We start from the raw sequence: 24354 nt of genomic DNA, 5'->3' as shown, positions 1-24354 counted from the left end.
AAGTAATCTTATGAAAAAAATAAGCTATGCATTTATTCTTTTGTTACTGTGTACCTATACAGCATCTGCACAGTCCGTGGAAGGTAATGTCGATAATCTACCCGTTCACGAATACACGTTGACCCTAAAGGAAGAAATGGTTAATAAAGCCGGTAAAGAAGTAAAAGGGATGACCGTCAACGGAGGTATTCCAGGGCCAACGCTCGAATTTACCGAAGGGGAGTACGCAGTAATCTATGTAAAAAATGAAATGAGCGTGGAGACATCCATCCATTGGCACGGCTTGTTGTTGCCCAATTTTTATGATGGGGTACCCTACCTTTCTACACCGCCCATAGAACCCGGTAAAACACTAAAATATGAATTCGCAATAAAGCAAAACGGCACCTATTGGTACCATTCCCATACAATGTTGCAGGAACAGAGCGGTGTTTACGGCTCAATTGTAATACAGCCCAAAGAAAAAACCTTGGAGTATGATAAAGAGCAGGTTTTGGTACTATCTGACTGGACCAACGAAAAACCGCGGGATGTACTTCGGTTTTTAAAGCGAGGTACAGAATGGTACAATATAAGAAAAGGAACAGCTACGCCGCTTAACCAAGTAATTGCAAGGGGCGCATTTGGGGCGCAATTAAATTTTTGGAGACAGCGTATGGAAAGTGCAGATGTGGCAGATGTGTATTACCCAGCGTTCTTAATTAATGGAGAAGAAAAAGTGGAGTACCCCGAGTTTAAACCTGGCGAAAAAGTGCGCCTTCGCATTATAGACGGCTCTGCTTCTACTTCGTTCTGGATGGCCTTTGGCGGCCCTGACCCTTTGCTTGTCTCGGCAGACGGTAAAGATGTAGTACCGGTTAAGCATAACAAGACATTTATAGGGGTCGCTGAAACCTATGATTTTATCGTAACCATACCGGAGAACGGCAAACTGGAATATAAAATTATGGCCCAAGACGGCTCTGGTACCGCAACGGCATACCTAGGCCAAGGACCTATTGTTGCTGCACCCGATGTATCCAAACCTGATAAAATAGGGATGATGCAACAAATGGCCAAAATGAAAATGAAAATGGGTGCACCCGCTTTAAAGTTCCGACCAGGCAAAGATGAGCGTTACGAGATGAAAGAAAAATGGGGAATGCAGATGGAAGGAATGAAAGATATGGATATGGGTACAATGAATATGGACAAGTCCAATATGAAGGGTATGGAAATGAAGAAGCATAAAATGGACGAAATGCAAATGGATATGAAAAAGGATTCAATGCAGATGGACCATTCCAAAATGGCAGGGATGGACACAAAAATGGATACCAAAATGAAAAAGGCCTCTCAAATGGATGATATGAAAATGGACGAAGCAGATGGAATGCAGGGAATGAATATGTTTTCAGAGTATAACTATGACTACTTGAAATCGCCGGAGAAGACCAATTATGACCCAGATGTTCCTGTAACGGATATCCTATTAAACCTTACCGGGAATATGCAGCGCTATATCTGGAGTTTGAATGGGGTTCCTCTATCTGAAGCAGATAAAATAAAAATCAAGGGAGACGAAGTAACTAGGATTACCTTCAATAACCTGACTATGATGCACCACCCAATGCACCTACACGGTCATTTTTTTAGGGTCATTAACGAAAATGGGGAATACTCACCCTTAAAACACACAGTCAATGTTCCACCAATGAAACAAGTTACCATTGAATTTTATGGTGATGAATATGGCGATTGGTTTTTCCATTGTCATATTCTATACCATATGATGGGAGGTATGGCGCGTATTGTAAGTTATGATACCCCTAGGGATCCAAGGTTGAAGGAATATCCCGTATCTAAACTTATTGACGAGACCGACCAGTTCTATTCCTACGGAATGATAGATGCCGCATCACATATGACCACTTTGAACCTTATATCTTCAAATATCCGAAACCAATTCAGTTTGAGGGGCGAATATGGTTGGAACAGGAATATGGAGGTTGAAGCTGCCTACGATAGATACCTCTATGATTATCTAACCGTTTTTGGCGGTGTAAATGTCGAGAACGAAATGGAGGATAGCCTTGAAGAAATAACAACAACAGCTATAGCAGGGATACGATACCTTACGCCCTACTTATTTACGTTGGATGTGAGGATGGATAGTAAGCTACGCCCGCAGATTAGCTTAAGCCGTGCTATTACCATTTTCCCTAGAACTATTGTTTTTGGGATGTACGAGTACCAAGCAGATTTTGGGTGGGTAGATGACCTGCCTCAAGGAGATAATTTCAAAAAAGAGATTACTTGGAGTACGGGTGTTGAATATCTTTTATCCAAAAATTTCTCATTGATGGGAAGTTATGATAACCGTTTTGGTGCAGGTGGAGGATTATCACTAAGATTTTAATGACTAAAAAATAAAACGATGGACTACAATTGGGATTTCTTAACCATTTTCGGTGTTATTATTCTAGGTGTTTTCATCTATGCAGGAGGAAAGAAAATAAAGCGGACTAAAAGTTCAAAGGCTATGGATGTCCTTGATGAAAGGTACGCTAAAGGAGAGATAACCAAAGAGGAGTATGAAGAAATTAAGCAGGCTATAGGCTCAAAGAAATAAAAAAAAGAAGCAATCCAAAAATCTGTTAGACATAGCACTATGTAAAAAAAAATTAAGCTGTGTAAACAGGTATAACAATAAATTAAAATCAAATATTAACTATTAAAATCGAAATTAAAATGAAAAAATTAAAAATGACCGTCGGTATTTTAGTAATGACCTTAACCCTTACGGCTATATCCTGTAAGGACGGAAAAAAAGATGAACCAGCTGCACCTATGAGCAATGAGATGTACCAAGAGTCTATGGATGACAAAGATGATATGGCAATGAGTGACAACCAAGACGCAAAAGCAGAAGCAATCCTGAAAGATTATTTCAACTTGAAAGATGCACTTGTAGGCGATGACAATGATAAGGCAAAAGAATTGGGAGCAACGCTTGCAAGTACTTTTGGAAATTTTGATGCATCCAGCTATTCAGATAGTGAGCAACAGGAACTCAAGGATATTATGGAAGATGCCACAGAACACGCAGAACATATTTCAGAAAGTGATATAGCACACCAGCGAGAACATTTTAAAATCATAAGTAAGGATGTAACAGATATGGTTGCTATAACCGGTACAGAAAACACCTTGTATCAACTATTCTGCCCAATGTATGATGGAGGTAGTAATTGGTTAAGTATGAGCAAGGACGTTAAGAATCCTTATTATGGAAGTAAAATGTTGACCTGTGGTGAAATGCAAAAGGAAATCAATTAAATGAAAATTTTAAAAATCATAGCAATAATAGCACTGGTAGGGTTTGTGGGGATTCAATTTATTCCCACGGAACGCAATCAAAGTTATACGGTTCCCGAAACTGATTTTATGTTGGTACATAATGTTCCTGAAACTATTCAGAAAAAATTACAGGTATCCTGCTATGATTGTCACAGTAACAATACGCAATATCCTTGGTATAATAAGATTCAACCCGCTGCTTGGTTTTTGGAAGACCACATTAAAGAAGGCAAGGCCGAACTTAATTTTAACGAATGGGATTCGCTTTCAAGCCGAAGAAAATCAAGTAAACTTCGATCAATTATCAAACAGATAGAAAGCGGAGAAATGCCTTTGGATTCTTACACTTTGATACATAAAGATGCTAAGTTTTCTGAAGCGGAGGCAGAAGAATTAATCAATTTTATCACACAATTAAAAGATAGTTTATAAACAATAATTTAAAAATAATAAAAATGAAAAATTTAAAAATGAGTATAGCAGTAATGCTATTGTTAGCAGTTTCTTTTACCAACGCCCAGGAAAAAGAAAAAATGAACCACAAGCACGGTGAAATGGAAATGGATCATAGTAAAATGAAAATGGACAAAATGAATCCAGCGGCAGAAACGGTTCTTGCCGATTATTTTATGTTGAAAGATGCTTTGGTAGGCGATGACACCAAGAAAGCGGCACAATCAGGTTCTAAATTGGTAGCCTCTCTTAAAAAATTCGATAAGAGTAGTTACTCAAAAGAACAACAAAAAGAGCTGGCCGATATCATAGAAGATGCTACCGAGCACGCAGAACATATTTCTGAAAGTGCGATAGACCACCAACGCGAGCACTTTAAAACGTTAAGTAAGGATATTACTGATATGGTAGCTATTACGGGTACAAAAAGCACGTTATATGAACAATTTTGCCCAATGTACGATAAAGGAAGTGCTTGGTTAAGTACAAGTAATGAAGTAAAAAACCCCTACTATGGCAGCAAAATGCTTAAATGTGGGAAAGTTCAAAAGACAATTCAGTAAAGTTGTAATCCTTTTGACCAAAATCAAGAGAATTAAGCAACCAACAATAATCAAAGATGAGGACTAAAATAATCAAACTCTTTTTGCGACTTGCAATATCAATCGGATTTTTATCGGCAGTAGCTGATAGATTTGGATTGTGGAACAAAGATGTTTCTGTGTGGGGGAATTGGGATAATTTTCTTAACTACACACAACAGATAAATCCTTGGATTCCGGACTCATTAATTTCAACAATCGGAATTATTGCAACCGCAGCTGAAATTATTTTTGCATTCTTCTTGATAATTGGATTTAAAACAGAATTGTTCGCAAAATGGAGTGGATTTTTACTGCTACTATTTGCGCTTTCAATGACATTTTCCACTGGAATAAAAGGAGCATTAGACTTTTCAGTCTTTACAGCTTCTGCTGGAGCTTTTGCGTTAAGCCTAATGAAAGAAAAGTATATGGAATTGGACAGCCTAATTGCAAAAGGAAATAATTGAGTGTAAATAAACAAAGTAAGAAACCGATAATATGGTAGTAGGAAGTTTAAATATGGCAAAATACAAAAGACTATTCAATAGGTAATCCCTTCCCTAAGCATCTTTTGTTGCTCTGGTTTATTAGTTAACAGAAGTAAATAAGATGTCTGGGATATCTTGGGTAGTCATTAAGTCCTGTCGTGGGAAGGAAAACAATGTTGATGGTTAGTGTTAATTCCTTCCCAGGTCAGGCAAAAATTTAAGTCCTAATAAGAGAGAGGGCACATACTTTTGGTTGGTTAGTGAAGCCCTTTCTCTTAATTAGGCACAAATAAAATAGTATGAAATGAGCCATACAAAAAAGTTGATAACAAGCGAAATGTTGATTGGCCAATTACATCTGATAATTAAAAATAAATAAATATCAACAGATGAAAGATTGTTGTAAAACCGGTAGCGAAACCAAACAAAAGAGAAGTGGCTTCAAAAAATGGTTCAATTATACCATTTATGCCATTATAGCCATTATTGTGATAGGTGTATTGATCTTGCAATTAACAGGTGATTAATTTAAAACTATATAAAATGAAATCTAAAAAAATAATTTTCACCGTATTGATGTTAGCCTTGTTTGGAGGTTTTTCGACGGTATTTGCTGATAGTAATTTTATTGTTTCTGAAACTAAAACCGACATCAAGGATGAGAAATCACTTTCTATTTTTGAAACAAGCAGTCCAATTTCTGTCTCACAAGACCATACTGAAGCCGGTTTGGACGATTTCCCTAATCTGCATCCATTAGTTGTACACTTCCCGATTGTACTGCTTTTATTGGCAGTTTTGTTACAGCTCATCCAGCTGTTCGTTTTAAATCGCACACTGGATTGGGTCATTTTACTAACAGTAGGATTCGGATTTATCGGAGCTTACGTAGCAGGTACACTGGTGCACCCACATACCGAAGGACTTACAGAAACCGCAAAAAAGGTCTTGGAACTGCACGACAAATATGCAGATTGGACTTTATGGGCAAGTGCTTTGGCAGCCCTATTAAAAATAGTAAGCCTCTTCTGGTACAAATTAAAGCGAGGTTTTGAAATTGGGGTATTTGTAGTTATGGCTTTTGCAGGATATTCAGTAGCACAGGCAGGACACTATGGTTCACAGCTCGTGCATATTGAAGGAGTTGGCCCACAGGGGAAATATCTTGGTAACGAAAACGAAGAAGGTCACGGAGAAAGTGATGAACATTCACATTAATACTGAAAAATGAGAAAAGGATTTATTATAACCGCTATATTTTTAGTTGCTGCATATATCGTTATGGTATTTTGGCATCCCCATTTGTGGTGGATTGGATTGATTATCCTTCCTTTACTCGTTCTCGGTCTTGTGGACTATTTTCAAGAATCAAATAATATTAGGAGAACCTACCCTTTGCTTGGTAGAATCACAAATCTTCTTGAGGAGCAACGCCACGTTATTCAGGAAACATTATTGCTCAACCGTACCGAAGGGCAACCCTTTACTTTAATTCAAAAGGAAATTGTCTATAAAAGAGCTGCCGATGCGCTTATAAATCAACCTTTTGGAACACAGATTCCGTATGACAAAGTGGGGCGCGAGTGGTTTACCCATTCCACATATCCTGCAAAACAAATCAATGACGACTTTAGAGTTCTTATAGGAAGTTCCCACTGCTTAAAACCTTACTCTGCCAGCATTCTCAACCTTGCGGGAATGAGTTTTGGTTCCATAAGCAAAAATGCTACCCTTGCTTTTAACGGTGGTGCGAAAATAGCAGGTTTTGCTCAAAACACCGGCGAAGGTGGCTTTACACCCTATCATCAAGAATACGGTGCAGATATTATCTTTCAGTTTGGAACAGGCTATTTTGGATGTCGTGATGCAGAAGGAAATTTTGACGCCAAAAAATTCGCCGATATCGCAACCAACGATGTAGTGAAAATGATTGAAATAAAAATATCGCAAGGTGCCAAACCTGGCTTTGGGGCAATTTTGCCGGCAAAGAAGAACACAAAGGAAATTGCCAAATTCAGGGATGTGGAGCAGGGAACGGAAATTCATTCCCCAGCCTTTCATTCGGCATTCGACAATGACGTTGAAATGCTACGCTTCATTAGAAAATTGAGAAAACTCTCTAAAGGAAAACCTGTGGGAATAAAGCTGTGCATTGGTCAACAAGATGAGTTTGAAAGAATGGTTCAAACCTTTGCCGAAAAGCAAAATTGCCCAGACTTTATAGCCATTGACGGTGCCGAAGGTGGCTCTGGTGCTGCCCATATGGAATCCTTACATTGGGCCGGTATGCCAATAATTGAAGCCATCCATTTCGCAAACGGCATTCTTAAAAAGTATGGGTTGCGAGATGAAATTAAAGTAATGGCAGCTGGTAAAATTATATCCGCTTTTGATATCTATAGAATGATGGCGCTCGGCGCAGATGCCTGTTATAGCGCAAGAGGGATGATGTTTGCCTTGGGCTGTGTGCAATCGCTAAAATGCAATTTGGATACCTGCCCTACGGGAATTACCACAATGGTGCCTTCCCGAGTTGCATCCATTGTTGTAAAAGATAAAAAAACCAAAGTTGCCAACTATCATAAAAATACCATCGAAGGTTTTAAGGAACTGCTAAAATCAATGGGTATTGAAAATAGAAAGGGTATCGACAAAAAGTATATTGTCCGCCGAATCAATGAGAATGAGACCAAGACATATCAAGAGTTATACTCAAATGGATTGAATGGTCGAAAAATAAAAAGTAATGGGTAAAAACTTAATTTATTTGTTAATAATACTGTTGTTTTCAAGCAATGTATCTATAAAGGCCCAAAATTATATAGTAAAGGAAGGAACCGCATCCTTTAAGGCAAAAATGCCACTTAATTCCTATATCGGCAAATCTGATGATTTACAGGGCACCATAGGTTTTAAGGACGGCACGTTGACCTTTTCGGTTCCTGTAAAATCCATAAAGACAGATAATGAAAAACGGGATGGACATATGTATGATCTGGTAAAAGCGGAAAAAAAACCCAATGTTGTTTTTGAAGGAAAATTTATGGACGATTTTAATTTTGAAGAAAAAGCGACACAAACGCTCAACGCAAAGGGAGATTTCACCCTTGCCGGAGTTACTCGGGAAATAACCATTCCTATTGAGTTGAAACTTGTTTCAGAAGATACAATTCAATTAACAGCTTCTTGGTCTTTATTGATTACCGATTATAATTTGGAACGCCCAAGTTTGGTATTTATAAAAGTTAATGACAAGCACGACTTGAGTGTGGATGCAATACTTACGAAGAAATAAAATAGATTGTTGAATTAAATAAATGGATTATGAGAACATTAATAAAATTGGCAGTCTGCCTTTTAATAAGCATTACCGCAGTAAGTTGTTCGGTCACTTCTTCGGCCATCGTTACCGATTATGACCAAGAAGCACAGTTTGGAACCTACAAAACCTTTTACTGGTCCGATGATTTTCAAATGGACAGCGACAAGGAAAACGAACCGTTATTTTTCAACACATTGATAAAGAAACGGTTAAAAGGCGCCATTCAGGAACAAATGGAAAATAAAGGCTACGTCTTGAATAAGAGCAATCCTGATTTATTGGTAGATTCCCGTATCGTTGTACAGACAAGAGATATAAACACAGGTGGTGGCTACCCTTATTTTCCTTCTTATGGTCACGGTTATGGTCATTTCGGGTCTTACGGTTATGGATATTATGGCGGTTACCAATCATCTCAAGAACACAAAGAAGGTGGCGTTGTCATAGAACTTATAGATATGAAACGCCGTCAATTAGTCTGGCAAGGATTTGCGCCAGATGTGCTGCACGCAAATACCACCGACAAGCAAAAGGAAATTAAGGAGGCGGTGGCAAAAATATTTGCAAAATATCAATATGGGAATACTGTAAAAAACTGAGCTTAAAATGATATAAAAAGATATCAAGAAAAAAAGCCCTAATTAGGGAAGGGTCAATGTTGATGGTTGGTTTTAGTCCCCCCTTGTTAGGCACTAGAAATTTTGTGAAAGAAAATCTTATTGTAAATACTGGATTTTCAGGATGTATATTTTTATGGAGTGGCCACTAGAGTTTCATCTATCCTTTCAAGGCATCAATACTTATTTATTGGTGTTGCAATGATATAACTAATATTAATGTATTAAAAAAATCAATAGTGAAAGAAACTATAAATGATATATCAAACGGCAATGGGTTTTATGGACAGCTCTTTAAAAAAGTATTGCTTACCGCAACGGCGGTTATCGCTATATCACTGAGTTATATATTTTGGGCACAAGCAGATGATAATGGCCTATGGCGACCTATTTTAATTGTGGCTTTGGCTCTAATCAAGACCATTTTTATCGTTCGGCTTACGTTCATACAATTGGCTAAAATAATAGGCGAAAGCCATCAGCTTGCGCACGTCCTAACTTTATTTGCGGTGTTGATTGTTTTGATTGTTTTTTCATTCACGACTGATTATCACGCGTTATATATTTTGAATTCTGAAAATTTCAAAGAGAGTACTTCGCTCAATGGTTCATTCTTCTTGCAATTTTTTGAATTTATCTATTTCAGCTTGATAACTTTTTCCTCGGTTGGATATGGCGATATTGTACCAATTTCAATTGCGGGAAAAACGCTGGTAATGATGGAAATTTTCTTGAGCTTTTTGGTACTTGTCTTTGGCATTGCAAATATTAATAGAATACACGTTGATAATAAATAACCTTTAAAAACTAAAATTATGAAAACAATTAAAACAATTGCACTCGTAACAATTCTCATTGCTACTTTCAGCTTATCCAACGCACAGGAAACAAAAGCAAAGACGGATACGGAAGCGGTTATTGCTGTGATGAAAACCTACAAGGATGCCATTCAAAATTTGACAACTGAAGGCACGTTCAATTTATTTGCAGAAGATTCTGAAGTATTTGAATCCGGTGGAGTCGAAGGCACGTATGCACATTACATTGAGCATCATCTTGGACCAGAATTAGGCGAATTTAAAAGTTTTACCTTTTCTGATTATGAAATCGATGCCAAAGTAGATGCGCCCTATGCTTTTACTACTGAAACCTACATTTATACCATAGTGCTTAACCCAAATGAAAAAGGTGAAACACGAACGATTCGCAAAAAAGGCGTGGCAACGTCTATCCTAAAAAAGATGGGTGGCGAATGGAAAATCATCAAAACACATACCTCTTCAAGAAACACGAAATAACAGCAACAATGAGCAATTTTCCTCAAATAATCCATCAATATAAAACCGACTCGGAAAGTGTTTACAATACTTGGTTTGTTGACAATGACCAGAGATTGAAGGCGTTTAGAACCATCCGTAGAGGCGTTTTGCAGGTGATTGAGGACATTAAAAACAAAACCTTCCCAAACGATTTTAAGGAAAGCAGTCTGGAATTTGTGTTGGGCAGCATTGCAGAGCAAAAGCAAGTTTTTGCGGGTGTGGCGCATCCTTTTTATTGGAAGCCGAAACTGCGCATTCCTGATATCTATGAAAATCAGGACAATAAAATAGCTTTTGGTCAATTTTTGGAAAACTGTATTAATGCCAAAACGGAAGAACAGGTCGTAAGGGAAATCGTAAAGTTGGATGCACTCAAAGTAAAAGGCCTCGGCCCAGCGGTAGCAAGTATTTTATATTTTTTGCATCCCACTTGGTTTCCACCATTTAATACGGCCATACTAAATGGGTTTAATTTTCTGTTCAAGGATAAAAAGAAATTGGGAAGTTGGACGGAGTATCTGAAAATCAGGGAAATCTTGATAGAAACCAATACTAAAAACAAAACGGAACTGTCAAACGATTTAGGCGCAATTGCAGGATTGTGTTTCGAGATTGGCACCCAAAAAATGCTCATAGGTAACGACGAATATTTAAGTGAGGCCGAACGGGTCAAATTTGAAAAAAACATCGTAAAACGGCAAAGGGAAATTCAGGAAGAAAAGCAGGAAGAGAAACTTCACGACGAAATGCAATACCATTTATTGAAAATCGGCATTTCACTTGGTTTTGACGTTACACCTGCCAGCAACGATAAAAGTAAATCTTTTGGCGGTCAAAGTTTTTCGTTCATTTCAATGAAAACATTTCCAGCGCTTCCTTGCGATAAGGAAACCCAAACCACCATTAAACTCATTGATGTGCTTTGGTTTGAAAAGGGAACCAATAATATAGTAGCCGCTTTTGAGGTTGAAAAAAGCACCAGTATCTATTCAGGAATTTTAAGACTGTCCGATTTATATTTCAGCATTTCCGATGGCGATGAGGTTTTTTATATCATCATTCCAAACCATCGTGAAAAAGACGTCATACATCAATTGAATCGACCTGTAATCAAAAATTCCAAGATGCATATAAAGTATATTTTGTTTTCTGAATTGAGGATGCATTGCGATGCGATTTGCAAATTTGGTACAGACCTTACAATTATGGAAAAAATAGCAAAATCAGTTTGATTTGAAATTGGCAATTGCGGATTATGGTTATACTTACTTTATATAGAAAACAATTAGCAACAATAAACATTATGAAAACTAAACTATTGATGTTCGCAGTTCTTTTAATAACATATTTCGAGGTTTCGGCTCAAAAAATATATAGAACCGATGATGGCCATATTGAGATGATGACTTTGGTGGACGGTAAGACTATCAAGGCAGAAAGCCATAGTCTGGCACTATATCTTGATTACAATTCTAAAGTAGTAAATGGTGTTCTAGACCTTAAAACTTTAGTAACAGACCTTCCTGAATTAAATGCCATTATACAAGAAGGGGAAGCACCTGCAATTCTTCGGTTTACAGGTACTATTCCATCCGTTGATTTTTTATCAAAACGGCACGACCCTATCAATTTTAATTGGCTGGTTGATGTTTTATATCAAGGGGAAACCTATAAATCACAGTTTAAAGCAACCATTACCCATATAGAACAGGGCATAAATATGTCTTGTCTGATAAGTGCAACGGGACAGGTTTTGGTTTCAGATACGGGGTTAGATTCTTTAATGCAAGGTTTGGATAAAACAATAAATGTGCAATTTGCACAATTGGTGCTGAAATTGGAATAACTATGTGTTTTCTATATTCAAAAAGAATGATAAGAGTATTTATGATATTTAAAACAGGCCAAGAGAACATAAAATAAGTCCTGATGTGGGAAGGGAATGGAAAATTTTTCATTGTTGATTAGTTAAAACTCCTTCCCAAGTCGGGCACTATTATAATATGAAAAGCTACGATACACTTTCTGAAACTATGGCTCATTTACAGGCTAAAGGCTACACTGTTGATTTCAATTTGAAAGAGAAACATCTGGAATGTAATGCTCTAAAGTTGAAATTCCATCCAGAAGATTTTGAGGTGGACGAGATGCATCGTTTTGAAGGAATGAGTAGCACAGATGACAATAGTGTACTATATGCCATTTCTTCCAAAAATGGAATAAAAGGCTTATTGGTGGATGCTTATGGGGTTTACTCTGAAAATATTTCTGAGGCAATCCGAAAAAAATTAAGGTAATTTGAAACATATATATAACATATAAAAAGTGACCCGCAACCAATATTGTAATCAGATTAAATAGAAATTTCGAGATGAAACCATTAAAAATAAATACCCAAAAGCTCTCATTATTAGGCTCTGTATCTTTAGGTACAGGCGTAATGATTGGTGCAGGTATTTTTGTTTTAATGGGGCAGATAGCCGAATTAGTCGGCGATTTATTTCCTATTGCTTTTATCGCAGGCGCAGTTGTAGTAGGCTTTAGCTCCTATTCGTATGTTAAATTTTCAAACGCCTATCCTTCTTCTGGAGGTGTTGCTAAATTTTTGACAAAGGCCTATTTACCAGGTACACTTGCTGGTTCATTTTCTTTGCTGATGTATGTATCAATGGTTGTCTCAGAAAGTTTAGTGGCAGGTACTTTTGGGGCGTATGCGTTACGACTGTTTCCGCAAGGATATGAAGGTTATGCATCTGCATTGGGTGTATTGCTTATTGTTGCTGCATATATCATCAATATTTCGGGTAACAAGATTATTGAGACTACCGCTACCATTACTGCAATTATTAAAGTAGTGGGTATTGCAGTTCTTGCTATATCAGGATTGGTTATTTCTGGTTTACCCACAATCACAGGTACTTATAGTGCTGCCAATGGCCAATCCCTGCCTGAAGGTTTTGGATTTATTGCCGCATTGGCCTTGTCTATCCTTGCATACAAAGGATTTACGACCATTACCAATCAAGGTGGCGATATAAAAAATCCTCATAAAAATGTAGGGCGTTCCATAATTATATCAATAATCGTTTGTACGGTTATCTATGTTGTTTTGGCATTATCGGTTGCTGGCGGATTGAGTATTGAAGAAATTATAATAGCAAAAGATTATGCTCTCGCAGCAGCAGCAAAACCTCTATTTGGCGAATGGGGTTCAACGCTAACTATTTTACTAGCCATTGTTGCAACAGTTTCCGGTGTAATTGCCAGCGTATATTCTGCCTCGCGAATGTTGGGTATGTTAAGCAATATGAAACAAGTTCCTGATATGAACAGAATGAAGCAACTTAAAAATCCTTCGCTGATTTTTACTGTTTCTTTAGCGATACTTTTGACTGTTTTGTTCGATTTAACTCGCATAGCTTCCATTGGTGCTATTTTCTATTTGATAATGGACATTGCTATTCATTGGGGACTTTTTAAATATTTGAAAAAGGAAGTAAAATTCAACCCGATTATTCCAATAATTGCCATACTGTTGGATGTTGTTATTTTGGCAGCATTTATCTATTTAAAATATGTAAACGACCCATTTGTACTAATAGTTGCTGCAATTGGTATTGCCCTCATTTTTCTTTCTCAATTTATTTTTATGAAATCGCATACAGATAAAGACGGAAATATGAATATGGGAATGGAAAACAGTGAAAAAGAACAAATGAAAATGTAAAAATAACAGATACTATGAAACACACCTATAAAATACACGGAATGACCTGCAATGGTTGTCGAAATCACGTAGAAGGAACACTTTCCAAAGTGAAAGGTGTCTCAAAGGCTACTGTGAATTTAGCAAAAGCTGAAGCTACCATTGAAATGGAATCACATATTCCTATTGAGAAATTCCAAGATGCCCTTAAAAAAGAAGGTGGTACTTATTCTATCCACAAATCTGGAGAGCGACATCATCAAAACGATACCGCCGGAGTTGATGCTGAGCGTAGTCGAAGTACGAAAGCAAAAAATGAAAAACCTAAAGGTAAAGGAACTGGCACTTTTTACTGTCCGATGCATTGTGAGGGAGACAAAACATATGAAAAAACTGGAGACTGTCCTGTCTGCGGAATGGATTTAGTTGAAGAGCAAAATTTATCTGCAAAAACTTCTGAACAATGGACTTGCCCAATGCACCCGGAAATTGTAAAAGATGAACCTGGAGCCTGCCCAATCTGTGGGATGGACTTAGTCCCAATGGAAGCAGATAGTTCAGCCGAAGAAAAGACCTATAACAAATTACTCAAGAAATTCTGGATTGCAGTCGCCTTTACCTTACCTATTTTCTTAATCGCAATGAGCGATATGATTCCGAATAATCCGTTATATACGGTAATGAAGCAAAAAAACTGGAACTGGATTCAGCTTGCACTTTCAATTCCTGTGGTGTTTTATGCTACGTGGATGTTCTTTGAACGTGCCTATAAAAGCATCAAAACCTGGAACCTCAATATGTTTACCCTAATCGGCATTGGTGCTGGCGCAGCGTGGTTATTCAGCGTATTCGGTATGCTTTTTCCCGATTTTTTCCCGGCACAGTTCAAAACAGAATCTGGTGCCGTTCACGTATATTATGAAGTATCCACTATTATTTTGACCTTGGTGCTCTTGGGTCAGGTTTTGGAAGCACGTGCCCACGGCAAAACCAATTCAGCAATAAAGGAATTGCTAAAGCTCGCGCCAAACAAGGCCATACTAGTCAAAGATGGCAAGGAAGAAGAGGTTACGATTGATAGCATTAAATTGGGCGATATCCTACGGGTGAAACCAGGCGAAAAAATTCCAGTTGATGGCGTGATTTCCGAAGGTAGTACAACGGTCGATGAATCTATGATTACAGGCGAACCTATTCCCGTAAACAAAGCGGCAAATGACAAAGTTACCAGTGGCACCATCAACGGCAACCAATCTTTTTTGATGAAAGCCGAAAAGGTGGGTGCAGATACCCTACTGTCCCAAATTATCCAAATGGTCAATAATGCCAGTCGCAGTCGTGCACCAATCCAAAAATTGGCGGATACCGTCTCGGGATATTTTGTACCCATAGTTGTCCTTATTTCCATTATCACATTTGTGGTTTGGGCTATTTTTGGTCCGGAACCCGTCTATGTTTATGCCTTTGTAAATGCAATTGCAGTATTGATTATCGCCTGTCCCTGTGCCTTGGGCTTGGCAACACCAATGTCCATTATGGTCGGTGTTGGTAAGGGCGCACAAAATGGTGTGCTCATAAAAAATGCCGAAGCTTTGGAAAAAATGGACAAGGTGGATACACTTATTATCGATAAAACAGGAACCATAACAGAAGGCAAACCAACGGTTGAAAAAGTCGGAGCCTTCGGAACTAATTTTTCAGAAAAAGAAGTGCTTCAATACATCGTTTCCCTAAACAGCAAAAGCGAGCATCCGCTTGCCGAAGCAACTGTAAAATATGGTAAAGAAAAGAATGTTGAGTTTTTGAGCGCTGAAAAGTTTAGCGCAGTTACCGGAAAAGGTGTTGAAGGAAACATCAACGGGAAAAAAGTGGATTTAGGGAATTCCAAAATGATGGCATACGCCAAGGCTGAATTAACTTCGGAAATGGAAACCGAAGCACAAAGTTTTCAAAAGCAAGGAAAAACAGTTTCATACCTATCCATCGATTCAAAAGTTGTGGGATATGTTGTCATTGGCGACAAAATAAAGGCGACCAGCGCCAAAGCGATCAAAGCACTTCAAGACAAAGGTATCGCAGTAATAATGCTTACTGGCGACAATCACGATACTGCCCAAGCGGTCGCAAAAGAATTAAATCTTGCTGATTTTAAAGCAGGAATGTTGCCCGAAAACAAACTTCAGGAAGTAGAAAAATTACAGAACAGCGGAAAAGTTGTAGCAATGGCAGGCGACGGCATCAATGATGCGCCAGCCTTGGCAAAAAGTGATGTTGGTATCGCAATGGGAACAGGAACAGATGTTGCCATTGAAAGTGCAATGATAACCTTGGTAAAAGGCGATTTGCACGGTATTGTCAAGGCACGGGAATTGAGCGACGGTGTAATGCGTAACATCAAGCAAAACCTATTTTGGGCTTTAGGATATAACATTTTAGGAATCCCAATCGCAGCAGGTGTTTTGTTCCCTATTTTCGGGTTGTTATTATCACCAATGATAGCGGCTTTGGCAATGAGCTTTAGTTCAGTTTCCGTTATTATGAACGCTTTGCGGTTACGTTCGTTAAAACTTTAAAGATGGTGAAAAGGAAAACCGCACTAAAAATACGAAAGACCCACAGATATTTGGGGCTCTTTTTGGGGGTACAGTTCCTGTTTTGGACCATTAGCGGAATGTATTTCAGTTGGACAAACATAGACGACATTCACGGTGACCAATTCTGTAATTTAGATTACGTGCCCAAAGCCTTTGATGATTTAATAAGTCCTTCACAAATAAACAATCCTGAAGGCATTGGAAGTATCGAAATTAGGGACATCAACAACGAGCCTTATTACTGGATAAACAATCAAAAATTGTACAGTGCAAAAACTGGGAAAGCAAAAAAAAATATTACGGAAGAAGAGGCCTTGTCTGTTGCCAAAAACTATATGAAAGATGGTTTGAAAGTCGCCAACATCGAAAAAATAACCGAAGTGGACGACTATCACGAATATCGGGAAAAGCTATTGCCAGCCTATGTTATTTCATATGATACCGATGAAGCTCTTAATGCTTATGTTTCGGTAACAGACGGAAAATTCCAGACTGTAAGGCATCGAGCGTGGCGTTGGTTCGACTTTTTATGGATGACCCACACAATGGATTATGACACGCGCGACAATTTCAATACCATTGTATTAAGGGCGTTTTCGCTCTTGGGATTGATTACGGTGTTAAGCGGATTCCTGCTGTGGTACACCTCCTCGCCAACCATTAGAAAATTAAAAAAGAAAATAATTAAATCATAACCAAAAACTCTAAAACAATGAAAAATTCAAATCAACACACAAACAAAGGCAATTACACAAAATTTATTTTGATGCTTGTCGCATCTTTTATTGCAATGTACATCACGATGTATCTAAATAGTTATGCGTTAGACCACGTATATTTTAGTTTAACCAGATTCTATATGAGTTGTTTGGGTATTGCAGCAATGGCAGTAATAATGTGGTTTTTTATGCGGAAAATGTATCAAAACAAGAAAAAGAACATCGCTATTTTATTAGGTAGCTTGGTGCTATTTTTAGGCGCACTTGGTTTGGTTAGGGCACAAAGCCCAATCATTGGCGATATTCTGTGGATGAAAGCAATGATTCCCCATCACTCAATTGCAATTTTAACAAGTGAAAGAGCCGATATCAAAGACCCTGAAGTGCGCAAACTGGCTGATGATATTATCAAAGCACAACGTAAAGAAATTGGAGAAATGAAAGCAATGATAAAGCGTTTGCAAGCAGAATAATAATAATTACCAAAACCTAACTGGTCTTAAAATCTGTTGGGTTTTATAAAGAAATAAAAAAATATACTATGAAAAAATACATCATTTATACCGCAATTTTAGCCATAGGATTGGTCTTGGGCTATGTCTTTTTTGGCCCTTCTGCGGAAGGTTCCGTAAACAGCAAGAAAGTAACAGATTTGAGCGAAGACGTTAACCACTCCGAAGAACATCAAATGTGGACCTGTTCAATGCACCCACAGATTATGCAACCAGAACCTGGCGACTGCCCAATATGCGGTATGGATTTAATTCCCGCCGAAACTGGTGCGGAAGGGCTTGCAATGAACGAAATAAAAATGAGCGACAATGCAATGGCACTGGCGAATATCCAAACTACAATTGTAGGAAATATTTCAGGAACCGACGATAACAAAATAACACTTTCCGGAAAAATAATGGCCAACGAAGAAGCCAATGCGGTACAGGCAAGCTATTTTGAAGGACGTATTGAAAAGTTGAATGTCAATTTCACGGGCGAAGAAGTACGAAAAGGACAGTTGTTGGCAACGATTTATGCACCAACGCTCGTTGCTGCCCAACAAGAACTTTTAACTGCTTCTGACCTGAAAGAATCACAACCAGGTTTATACAAAGCAGTTCGAAACAAATTAAAATTGTGGAAACTTTCTGAAAGCCAAATAGACCAAATAGAAAGTTCTGGCAAGGTGCGGGAAAATTTTCCGATTTATGCAACTGTTTCAGGCACCGTTTCCCAAAAAATGGCAGAAGAAGGCGACTATGTAAAACAAGGCCAGCCCATTGTTAAAGTAAGTGATTTGGGTACTGTTTGGGCAATGTTTGACGCCTACGAAAGACAAATCTCGCAACTAAAGGAAGGTCAAAAGGTAACAATCACTAGTAACGCTTATCCCAATAAAGAATTTGAAGCATCAGTTTCATTTATCGACCCTACTTTGAATACAAAGTCCAGAACTGTTTCAGTGCGCGCCACATTGAACAATAAGGAAAATCTATTAAAACCAGGAATGTTCGTAACCGCAAAAGTGGCAATGACAAAAGGCAATACTATGGAAATTGCGATAAGCATACCTGCAACGGCAGTAATGTGGACAGGCGAGCGCTCATTGGTGTACGTAAAGACCAATCCCAATGAACCCGTTTTTGAAATGCAAGAAGTGACTTTGGGAACGAAAAATGGTGAGAACTATACCATTATCGAAGGGCTTTCTAACGGCGATGAAGTGGTAACCAACGGAACATTTACCGTAGATGCCGCTGCACAGTTACAAGGAAAAAAATCTATGATGAATGCATCAGGTGGTAAAACAATGACAGGTCACGAAGGGCATTTGGGAATGGAAAATTTAAACAACACAGTTGATGCCGCCAAGCGTATGGATGTAGCTTCCAAATTCCAAGAGCAGCTCAAAACAGTTTTTGATGATTATATTATGCTTAAAACAGCATTGACAAACGACCAAAGTGAAAAAGCAAAAACGGCCGCACAGACCTTACAGAAAAGTTTAACACAAGTTGACCTTGCTTTGCTAAAGGATAAAAATGCGAATAACCACTGGGCGCAACTTGAAAAAGAATTGAAGGCTTCCTCAAATGAAATTGCCCAGACATCCGATATTAAAACCCAGAGAAATCATTTTATCAGTCTTTCAGCACACCTCATAAATGCAATGAAAGCGTTTGGCATCAACCAAGAAATTTACATAGATTTTTGTCCAATGGCAAATAATAATGAAGGCGCATATTGGTTGAGCACGGAAAAAGAAATACAAAATCCCTACTACGGACAAGCAATGCTAAACTGTGGTGAAGTAACAGAAACCGTACAATAGTTTAAAACTATACTTAATTGGGTAGTTTAAATTAGTCATCTTGATTTTTTGAAGGAGAACGAGGATGAGTGAGAGTAGAAGAAATAGAAGAAAAAATGACAGAAAGAAACATCAGCCTAAAAGTGATATTCCAAAAAAAGATAAAATTATAGCTTTAGTTGTGATAGTATTGATTTTTGTAGTTGCTGCAACAGCTGCCGTTTATTATTCTCTATACAAATCTGGATTAAAATTATTTTGAAACAAGTACTATATGAATGAGACTATCCATATTAAAAATATGGTCTGCCCAAGATGTATCTCAGCAGTTTCCAATATTTTGGAACAACTTAAAATACTGTATGTTTCTATAAAATTGGGGGAGGTTAAATTAGTTTCATCGTTAAGTCCCAACACAAAAAATAGTCTTTCCAAAGCGCTTCAAAATTCAGGTTTTAGTTTGATTGACGACCGTAAAAGTCAACTTATTGAACAAATGAAAACATTGGTTGTAGATAAAATCCATCATTCTTCCGAGGAGCTCGATTTCAAATGGGCAGATATTGTTACAGGCGAACTTCACTTGGACTACAAATATTTAAGTTCACTTTTTTCGTCGGTAGAAAATATTACGTTCGAGCAGTACATCATAAACCAGAAAATTGAACGTGTTAAAGAACTTATAGTTTACGATGAATTAACCTTGAGTGAAATAGCATTTAAACTTCATTATAGTAGTGTTGCATACTTAAGCAATCAATTTAAAAAGGTTACAGGAATGACACCTACACAGTTTAAAAAAAGCACAAATCAGAATCGTAAATATTTGGATAAAATATGATGTTAAATTCTGTTAATCCGAAAATTTTACAAATCATTCGGCATATTTTATAACAAAAAACGATATTACATACATTAAATTGTCTTTAGTAATATCCGCTATAGTAGTGGACTATTTTTAACAATTTAAATTCTAATATATTTATGAAAAATTCAAAATTAATCGAAGCTTTAAACAATTGTGTAGCACATTGTAATTACTGTGCAGATGCTTGTCTTGGCGAAGAAAACGTCAAGATGATGGTAGATTGTATAAGAACTGATAGGGCTTGTGCTGCAATCTGTAGTGCAACAGCAAATTTGCTTGCGTCAAATTATAAAGATGTTAGAGGTATGGTAGAACAATGCCGTGATATCTGTAAAAAATGCGCTGATGTATGTGCCAAGCACGACCACAAACACTGTCAAGAATGTGCAGATGCCTGTAGAAAATGTGAGGAAGCTTGTAACGAATATTTAAAATAATACAACTTATCTCAATTCATTATAGTGAGGTGCAACAACCTCAAATTCCGAAAGGCTACAACTCACATTGTAGTCTTTTGTTTTATAAAAAATCGGGTATAAGTTATCTTGTTTGTATCGGAAACTTGGGAAAATTACATATTGGTGACCCTTAACAAGCAAATTCTACAATTCATTCAGCATATAACGTAATATATTAAAAACTTTAAATCCTAAAATTTGTGATGTATTAAGATGAATACGATTATGGAGACAATCAACATATTTGAAACCAAAGAAAAGAAGCAAAAACAGGGAATAAAAGAATCATTTCCTGTTACGGGAATGACCTGCGCATCGTGTGCAGCGAGCGTTGAATCTGTTTTAAAACACACAGAAGGAGTGTTTGATGCCAGCGTCAATTTCGCTAATAGTTCTGTTCTTGTGGAATACGACAAAGCGTTGAGTCCTAATCAACTTCAAAATGCACTTCGCGAGGTAGGCTATGATATTATTATAGATACAGAAAATCCTTCGGAAGTACAACAAGAACTTCAGCAAAAACATTATCAGGACATAAAAAGCCGTACTATCTGGTCGGCTATACTTACGCTACCCATTTTTGTATTAGGAATGTTTTTTATGCAATGGGAACCAGGTAAGTGGATTTCTTTGGTGTTAACTTTTCCAATTCTTTTTTGGTTCGGTCGTAGCTTTTTCATCAATGCTTTCAAGCAAGCCAAACACGGTAAAGCAAATATGGATACCTTGGTAGCTTTGAGCACAGGAATCGCTTTTATCTTTAGTGTATTCAATACCTTTTTTCCAGAATCTTGGTTGAGTCGTGGTATTGAACCTCACGTTTATTATGAAGCGGCTACGGTAATTATAACCTTTATTTCCTTGGGGAAACTATTGGAAGAAAAGGCAAAATCCAATACGTCTTCAGCCATCAAAAAATTAATGGGTCTTCAGCCTAAAACCCTTAAAATCATTGAGAATGGAGAAGAAAAGGAAATTCCTATTTCATCCGTGCAAGTTGGCCAGACCATTTTGGTGCGTCCCGGAGAAAAGATTCCTGTGGATGGAGAAGTTTCCAAGGGAAGCTCGTATGTAGATGAAAGTATGATTACGGGAGAACCTGTTCCAGTAGAAAAATCAACTGATGAAAAAGTATTTGCAGGCACGGTAAATCAAAAAGGGAGCTTTCAATTTACTGCCGAAAAAGTAGGTGGAGAAACCTTACTATCACAAATCATTAAAATGGTTCAGGAAGCTCAAGGAAGCAAGGCGCCTGTTCAGAAACTGGTCGATAAAATTGCTGGAATATTTGTTCCCGTTGTGTTGGCTATTTCCATTATTACCTTTATTGTATGGATATCAATTGGAGGCGATAATGGTTTTTCACAAGCCTTATTAACTTCTGTAGCCGTGTTGGTTATCGCTTGTCCTTGCGCATTGGGATTGGCCACACCTACTGCCATTATGGTGGGTATCGGTAAAGGCGCTGAAAATAATATTTTGATAAAGGATGCCGAAAGTTTAGAGCTTGGCCATAAAGTGAATGCAGTAATCCTTGATAAAACGGGTACGATTACTGAAGGAAAACCTTTGGTAACCGACATACTTTGGAAGGACAAGCTTGAAAATCAGAACGATTACAAGGAAATTCTTTTGGCTATCGAAGCACAGTCAGAACATCCCTTGGCAGGGGCTGTAGTCAACCACTTAAAAGATGAAAATGTTGAACAAACTGAAATGGCTTCCTTCGAAAGTATCACAGGAAAGGGGGTAAAAGCTCAAACAGAAAATGGTTCAAAATACTATGTTGGAAACCATAAGCTAATGGTTGAAAAGAATATTCAAATCGACGCTTCCTTAATGCAAACGGCAGAAAGTCTCGAAGAGCAGGCTAAAACGGTCATTTTCTTTGGCAATGAAAAACAAGTGCTGGCGATACTCGCCATTGCTGACAAGATTAAAGAAACTTCAAAAAAAGCTATAGAAACACTTCAAGACAGAGGCATCGAAGTCTATATGCTTACTGGAGATAACAATAAAACCGCATCTGCTGTCGCAAAACAAGTAGGAATAACAAATTACCAAGGAGAAGTGATGCCTTCACAGAAAGCAGCTTTTGTTGAAAAATTGCAAGCTGATGGAAAGATAGTCGCAATGGTGGGCGATGGTATCAACGATTCGCACGCTTTGGCACAGGCCAATGTAAGTATAGCAATGGGTAAAGGGTCTGATATAGCAATGGACGTCGCGAAAATGACATTGATAACGTCAGATTTGCAATCTATTCCCAAAGCTTTGGAACTATCGAAAAGAACCGTGTTGGGCATACGTCAGAATCTATTTTGGGCATTCATTTATAATCTTATTGGTATTCCAATTGCAGCAGGCGTTTTGTATCCCGTAAATGGATTTTTATTGGACCCAATGATTGCGGGAATGGCAATGGCTTTCAGTAGCGTATCTGTAGTTCTAAATAGTTTAAGGCTTAAAGGAGTAAAACTTTAATATTAATTATAAATTCAAATACAATGAAAACTTTAAAATTTAAAACAAATATCAATTGTGGTGGTTGTGTATCAAAAGTGACCCCTTTTTTAAACAAGCAAGAAGGTGTCGAAAGTTGGGAAGTGGATACCGCTAATCCTGATAAAATTTTAACCATAGAAAGCGATGGTGCTTCAGAAGAAGATGTAAAGGCTACCTTGCAAAAGGTAGGCTTTAAAGCGGAACCTGTAGATTAATACCTCGCTATAATATGGTTTATATTTTAATTTTGGTTGTGATTCTTCTGTTTGCTATTCATTTTTATCGAAAAGAGAAACGGCATAGCGTAAAGCCATTTCCAGAGCATTGGCACAAATTATTAATGGAGAATGTTCTTTATTATAAAAATCTTTCAAAAGGCAGGCAACTTGTTTTTCAACAAAAAATGATGCAGTTTTTAAGTGAGGTTTATATAGATGGCGTGCAGTTTGAATTGGAAGAATTAGACAAAATTTTAATTGCAGCAAGTGCGGTAATTCCTGTTTTCGGCTTTAAAGAATGGCATTACACTAATTTAAGTGGAATCCTCTTATACCCAGATAATTTTAATGAAGATATGCAATTTAGCAGTAAGGATAACTCGCGCAATATTGGTGGGATAGTCGGGAACGGACGTTTTGAGAAACAAATGATTTTATCTAAAAAAGCATTGTATCACGGTTTTAGAAACACAACAGATAAAAGCAATACAGGCATACACGAATTTGTACACCTTATTGATAAGCTGGATGATAGAACAGATGGCGTTCCAGAGCGATTATTAGAACATCAATATGCAATACCTTGGCTGAATTTAATTCATAAGGAAATAGAAGCCATAAACGACAACCATTCTGATATCAGAAAATATGGTGGTACAAACCAAGCAGAATTCTTTGCAGTAGCTTCAGAATATTTCTTCGAGCGCCCAGATTTGCTCAAAAAGAAACATCCAGAACTTTATAAAATGTTAGTTAAATGCTTCAATCAAAAATTAGCAAATCCAATTAAAAATTAGTTTCTATTTAGGAGAGATTAAATCTGTAATTGAAAATCGTAAAGAGCGGATATTTTGAATAT

General features: G+C 37.6%; 27 protein-coding genes. All 27 read left to right on the top strand.

Features of this window, described 5'->3' with window-relative positions:
* Positions 1 to 10: 10 nt before the first annotated feature.
* Positions 11 to 2398: a multicopper oxidase domain-containing protein gene (locus ACH3O9_RS04915; protein WP_031427478.1), complete on the top strand. Its 2388-nt coding sequence runs from the start codon at positions 11 to 13 to the stop codon at positions 2396 to 2398.
* Positions 2399 to 2416: 18 nt separating this feature from the next.
* Positions 2417 to 2611, top strand: a complete 195-nt coding sequence (locus tag ACH3O9_RS04910) for an SHOCT domain-containing protein (protein ID WP_013073634.1) — start codon at positions 2417 to 2419, stop codon at positions 2609 to 2611.
* Between the two features lie 119 nt (positions 2612 to 2730).
* Positions 2731 to 3318 (top strand): DUF3347 domain-containing protein, encoded by a 588-nt coding sequence (locus ACH3O9_RS04905; protein WP_013073633.1) that lies wholly within the window; start codon positions 2731 to 2733, stop codon positions 3316 to 3318.
* Positions 3319 to 3771: a heme-binding domain-containing protein gene (locus ACH3O9_RS04900; protein WP_013073632.1), complete on the top strand. Its 453-nt coding sequence runs from the start codon at positions 3319 to 3321 to the stop codon at positions 3769 to 3771.
* Between the two features lie 23 nt (positions 3772 to 3794).
* On the top strand, positions 3795 to 4355 hold the full coding sequence (locus tag ACH3O9_RS04895) for a DUF3347 domain-containing protein (protein ID WP_008610779.1): 561 nt from the start codon (positions 3795 to 3797) through the stop codon (positions 4353 to 4355).
* A 56-nt stretch (positions 4356 to 4411) separates the two neighbouring features.
* On the top strand, positions 4412 to 4843 hold the full coding sequence (locus tag ACH3O9_RS04890; RefSeq protein WP_008610780.1) for a hypothetical protein: 432 nt from the start codon (positions 4412 to 4414) through the stop codon (positions 4841 to 4843).
* A 410-nt stretch (positions 4844 to 5253) separates the two neighbouring features.
* A complete protein-coding gene (locus ACH3O9_RS04885) occupies positions 5254 to 5391 on the top strand; it encodes a hypothetical protein (protein ID WP_008610782.1) in 138 nt (45 codons plus the stop codon).
* A gap of 16 nt (positions 5392 to 5407) precedes the next feature.
* A complete protein-coding gene (locus ACH3O9_RS04880) occupies positions 5408 to 6082 on the top strand; it encodes a DUF2231 domain-containing protein (RefSeq protein WP_013073630.1) in 675 nt (224 codons plus the stop codon).
* A gap of 9 nt (positions 6083 to 6091) precedes the next feature.
* Entirely contained in the window at positions 6092 to 7618 is a 1527-nt protein-coding gene (locus ACH3O9_RS04875; RefSeq protein WP_028376592.1) for an FMN-binding glutamate synthase family protein, read from the top strand.
* A 13-nt stretch (positions 7619 to 7631) separates the two neighbouring features.
* On the top strand, positions 7632 to 8159 hold the full coding sequence (locus ACH3O9_RS04870) for a YceI family protein (protein WP_241077759.1): 528 nt from the start codon (positions 7632 to 7634) through the stop codon (positions 8157 to 8159).
* Positions 8160 to 8188: 29 nt separating this feature from the next.
* Positions 8189 to 8785 (top strand): DUF4136 domain-containing protein, encoded by a 597-nt coding sequence (locus ACH3O9_RS04865; protein ID WP_013073627.1) that lies wholly within the window; start codon positions 8189 to 8191, stop codon positions 8783 to 8785.
* A 257-nt stretch (positions 8786 to 9042) separates the two neighbouring features.
* The gene (locus ACH3O9_RS04860) at positions 9043 to 9600 is read left to right on the top strand and encodes a potassium channel family protein (protein ID WP_013073626.1); all 558 of its coding nucleotides are present in this window, start codon (positions 9043 to 9045) and stop codon (positions 9598 to 9600) included.
* Positions 9601 to 9618: 18 nt separating this feature from the next.
* Positions 9619 to 10101, top strand: a complete 483-nt coding sequence (locus tag ACH3O9_RS04855) for a YybH family protein (RefSeq protein ID WP_013073625.1) — start codon at positions 9619 to 9621, stop codon at positions 10099 to 10101.
* Entirely contained in the window at positions 10056 to 11354 is a 1299-nt protein-coding gene (locus ACH3O9_RS04850; protein WP_231556137.1) for a hypothetical protein, read from the top strand. The genes ACH3O9_RS04855 and ACH3O9_RS04850 overlap by 46 nt, the downstream gene beginning before the upstream one ends.
* A gap of 71 nt (positions 11355 to 11425) precedes the next feature.
* Positions 11426 to 11968: a hypothetical protein gene (locus tag ACH3O9_RS04845; protein ID WP_013073623.1), complete on the top strand. Its 543-nt coding sequence runs from the start codon at positions 11426 to 11428 to the stop codon at positions 11966 to 11968.
* Positions 11969 to 12125: 157 nt separating this feature from the next.
* Entirely contained in the window at positions 12126 to 12419 is a 294-nt protein-coding gene (locus ACH3O9_RS04840) for a hypothetical protein (protein ID WP_013073622.1), read from the top strand.
* A 74-nt stretch (positions 12420 to 12493) separates the two neighbouring features.
* Positions 12494 to 13849: an APC family permease gene (locus ACH3O9_RS04835; RefSeq protein WP_013073621.1), complete on the top strand. Its 1356-nt coding sequence runs from the start codon at positions 12494 to 12496 to the stop codon at positions 13847 to 13849.
* Positions 13850 to 13863: 14 nt separating this feature from the next.
* Positions 13864 to 16401: a heavy metal translocating P-type ATPase gene (locus ACH3O9_RS04830; protein WP_028376591.1), complete on the top strand. Its 2538-nt coding sequence runs from the start codon at positions 13864 to 13866 to the stop codon at positions 16399 to 16401.
* A gap of 2 nt (positions 16402 to 16403) precedes the next feature.
* Positions 16404 to 17117, top strand: a complete 714-nt coding sequence (locus tag ACH3O9_RS04825; protein ID WP_028376590.1) for a PepSY domain-containing protein — start codon at positions 16404 to 16406, stop codon at positions 17115 to 17117.
* A 17-nt stretch (positions 17118 to 17134) separates the two neighbouring features.
* Entirely contained in the window at positions 17135 to 17614 is a 480-nt protein-coding gene (locus ACH3O9_RS04820) for a DUF305 domain-containing protein (RefSeq protein WP_013073618.1), read from the top strand.
* 68 nt (positions 17615 to 17682) lie between these two features.
* Positions 17683 to 19467 (top strand): efflux RND transporter periplasmic adaptor subunit, encoded by a 1785-nt coding sequence (locus ACH3O9_RS04815; protein ID WP_013073617.1) that lies wholly within the window; start codon positions 17683 to 17685, stop codon positions 19465 to 19467.
* A 64-nt stretch (positions 19468 to 19531) separates the two neighbouring features.
* Positions 19532 to 19708 carry a hypothetical protein gene (locus tag ACH3O9_RS04810; protein WP_013073616.1) on the top strand — a complete coding sequence of 59 codons (177 nt, stop codon included), beginning with the start codon at positions 19532 to 19534 and terminating at the stop codon, positions 19706 to 19708.
* 12 nt (positions 19709 to 19720) lie between these two features.
* Complete coding sequence (locus ACH3O9_RS04805) at positions 19721 to 20287, top strand: helix-turn-helix domain-containing protein (protein ID WP_013073615.1); 567 nt, start codon at positions 19721 to 19723, stop codon at positions 20285 to 20287.
* Positions 20288 to 20430: 143 nt separating this feature from the next.
* Positions 20431 to 20751, top strand: a complete 321-nt coding sequence (locus tag ACH3O9_RS04800) for a four-helix bundle copper-binding protein (RefSeq protein WP_028376588.1) — start codon at positions 20431 to 20433, stop codon at positions 20749 to 20751.
* A gap of 246 nt (positions 20752 to 20997) precedes the next feature.
* On the top strand, positions 20998 to 23256 hold the full coding sequence (locus ACH3O9_RS04795) for a heavy metal translocating P-type ATPase (RefSeq protein WP_031427480.1): 2259 nt from the start codon (positions 20998 to 21000) through the stop codon (positions 23254 to 23256).
* A gap of 23 nt (positions 23257 to 23279) precedes the next feature.
* On the top strand, positions 23280 to 23492 hold the full coding sequence (locus ACH3O9_RS04790; RefSeq protein WP_028376586.1) for a heavy-metal-associated domain-containing protein: 213 nt from the start codon (positions 23280 to 23282) through the stop codon (positions 23490 to 23492).
* Positions 23493 to 23506: 14 nt separating this feature from the next.
* The gene (locus ACH3O9_RS04785) at positions 23507 to 24292 is read left to right on the top strand and encodes a zinc-dependent peptidase (RefSeq protein WP_031427481.1); all 786 of its coding nucleotides are present in this window, start codon (positions 23507 to 23509) and stop codon (positions 24290 to 24292) included.
* The last annotated feature ends 62 nt before the right edge of the window (positions 24293 to 24354 follow it).

This window comes from Leeuwenhoekiella sp. A16 (assembly GCF_047946675.1).
In the GTDB taxonomy this organism is placed as follows: Bacteria; Bacteroidota; Bacteroidia; order Flavobacteriales; family Flavobacteriaceae; genus Leeuwenhoekiella.
This window is presented reverse-complemented; position numbering and strand designations above follow the sequence as displayed.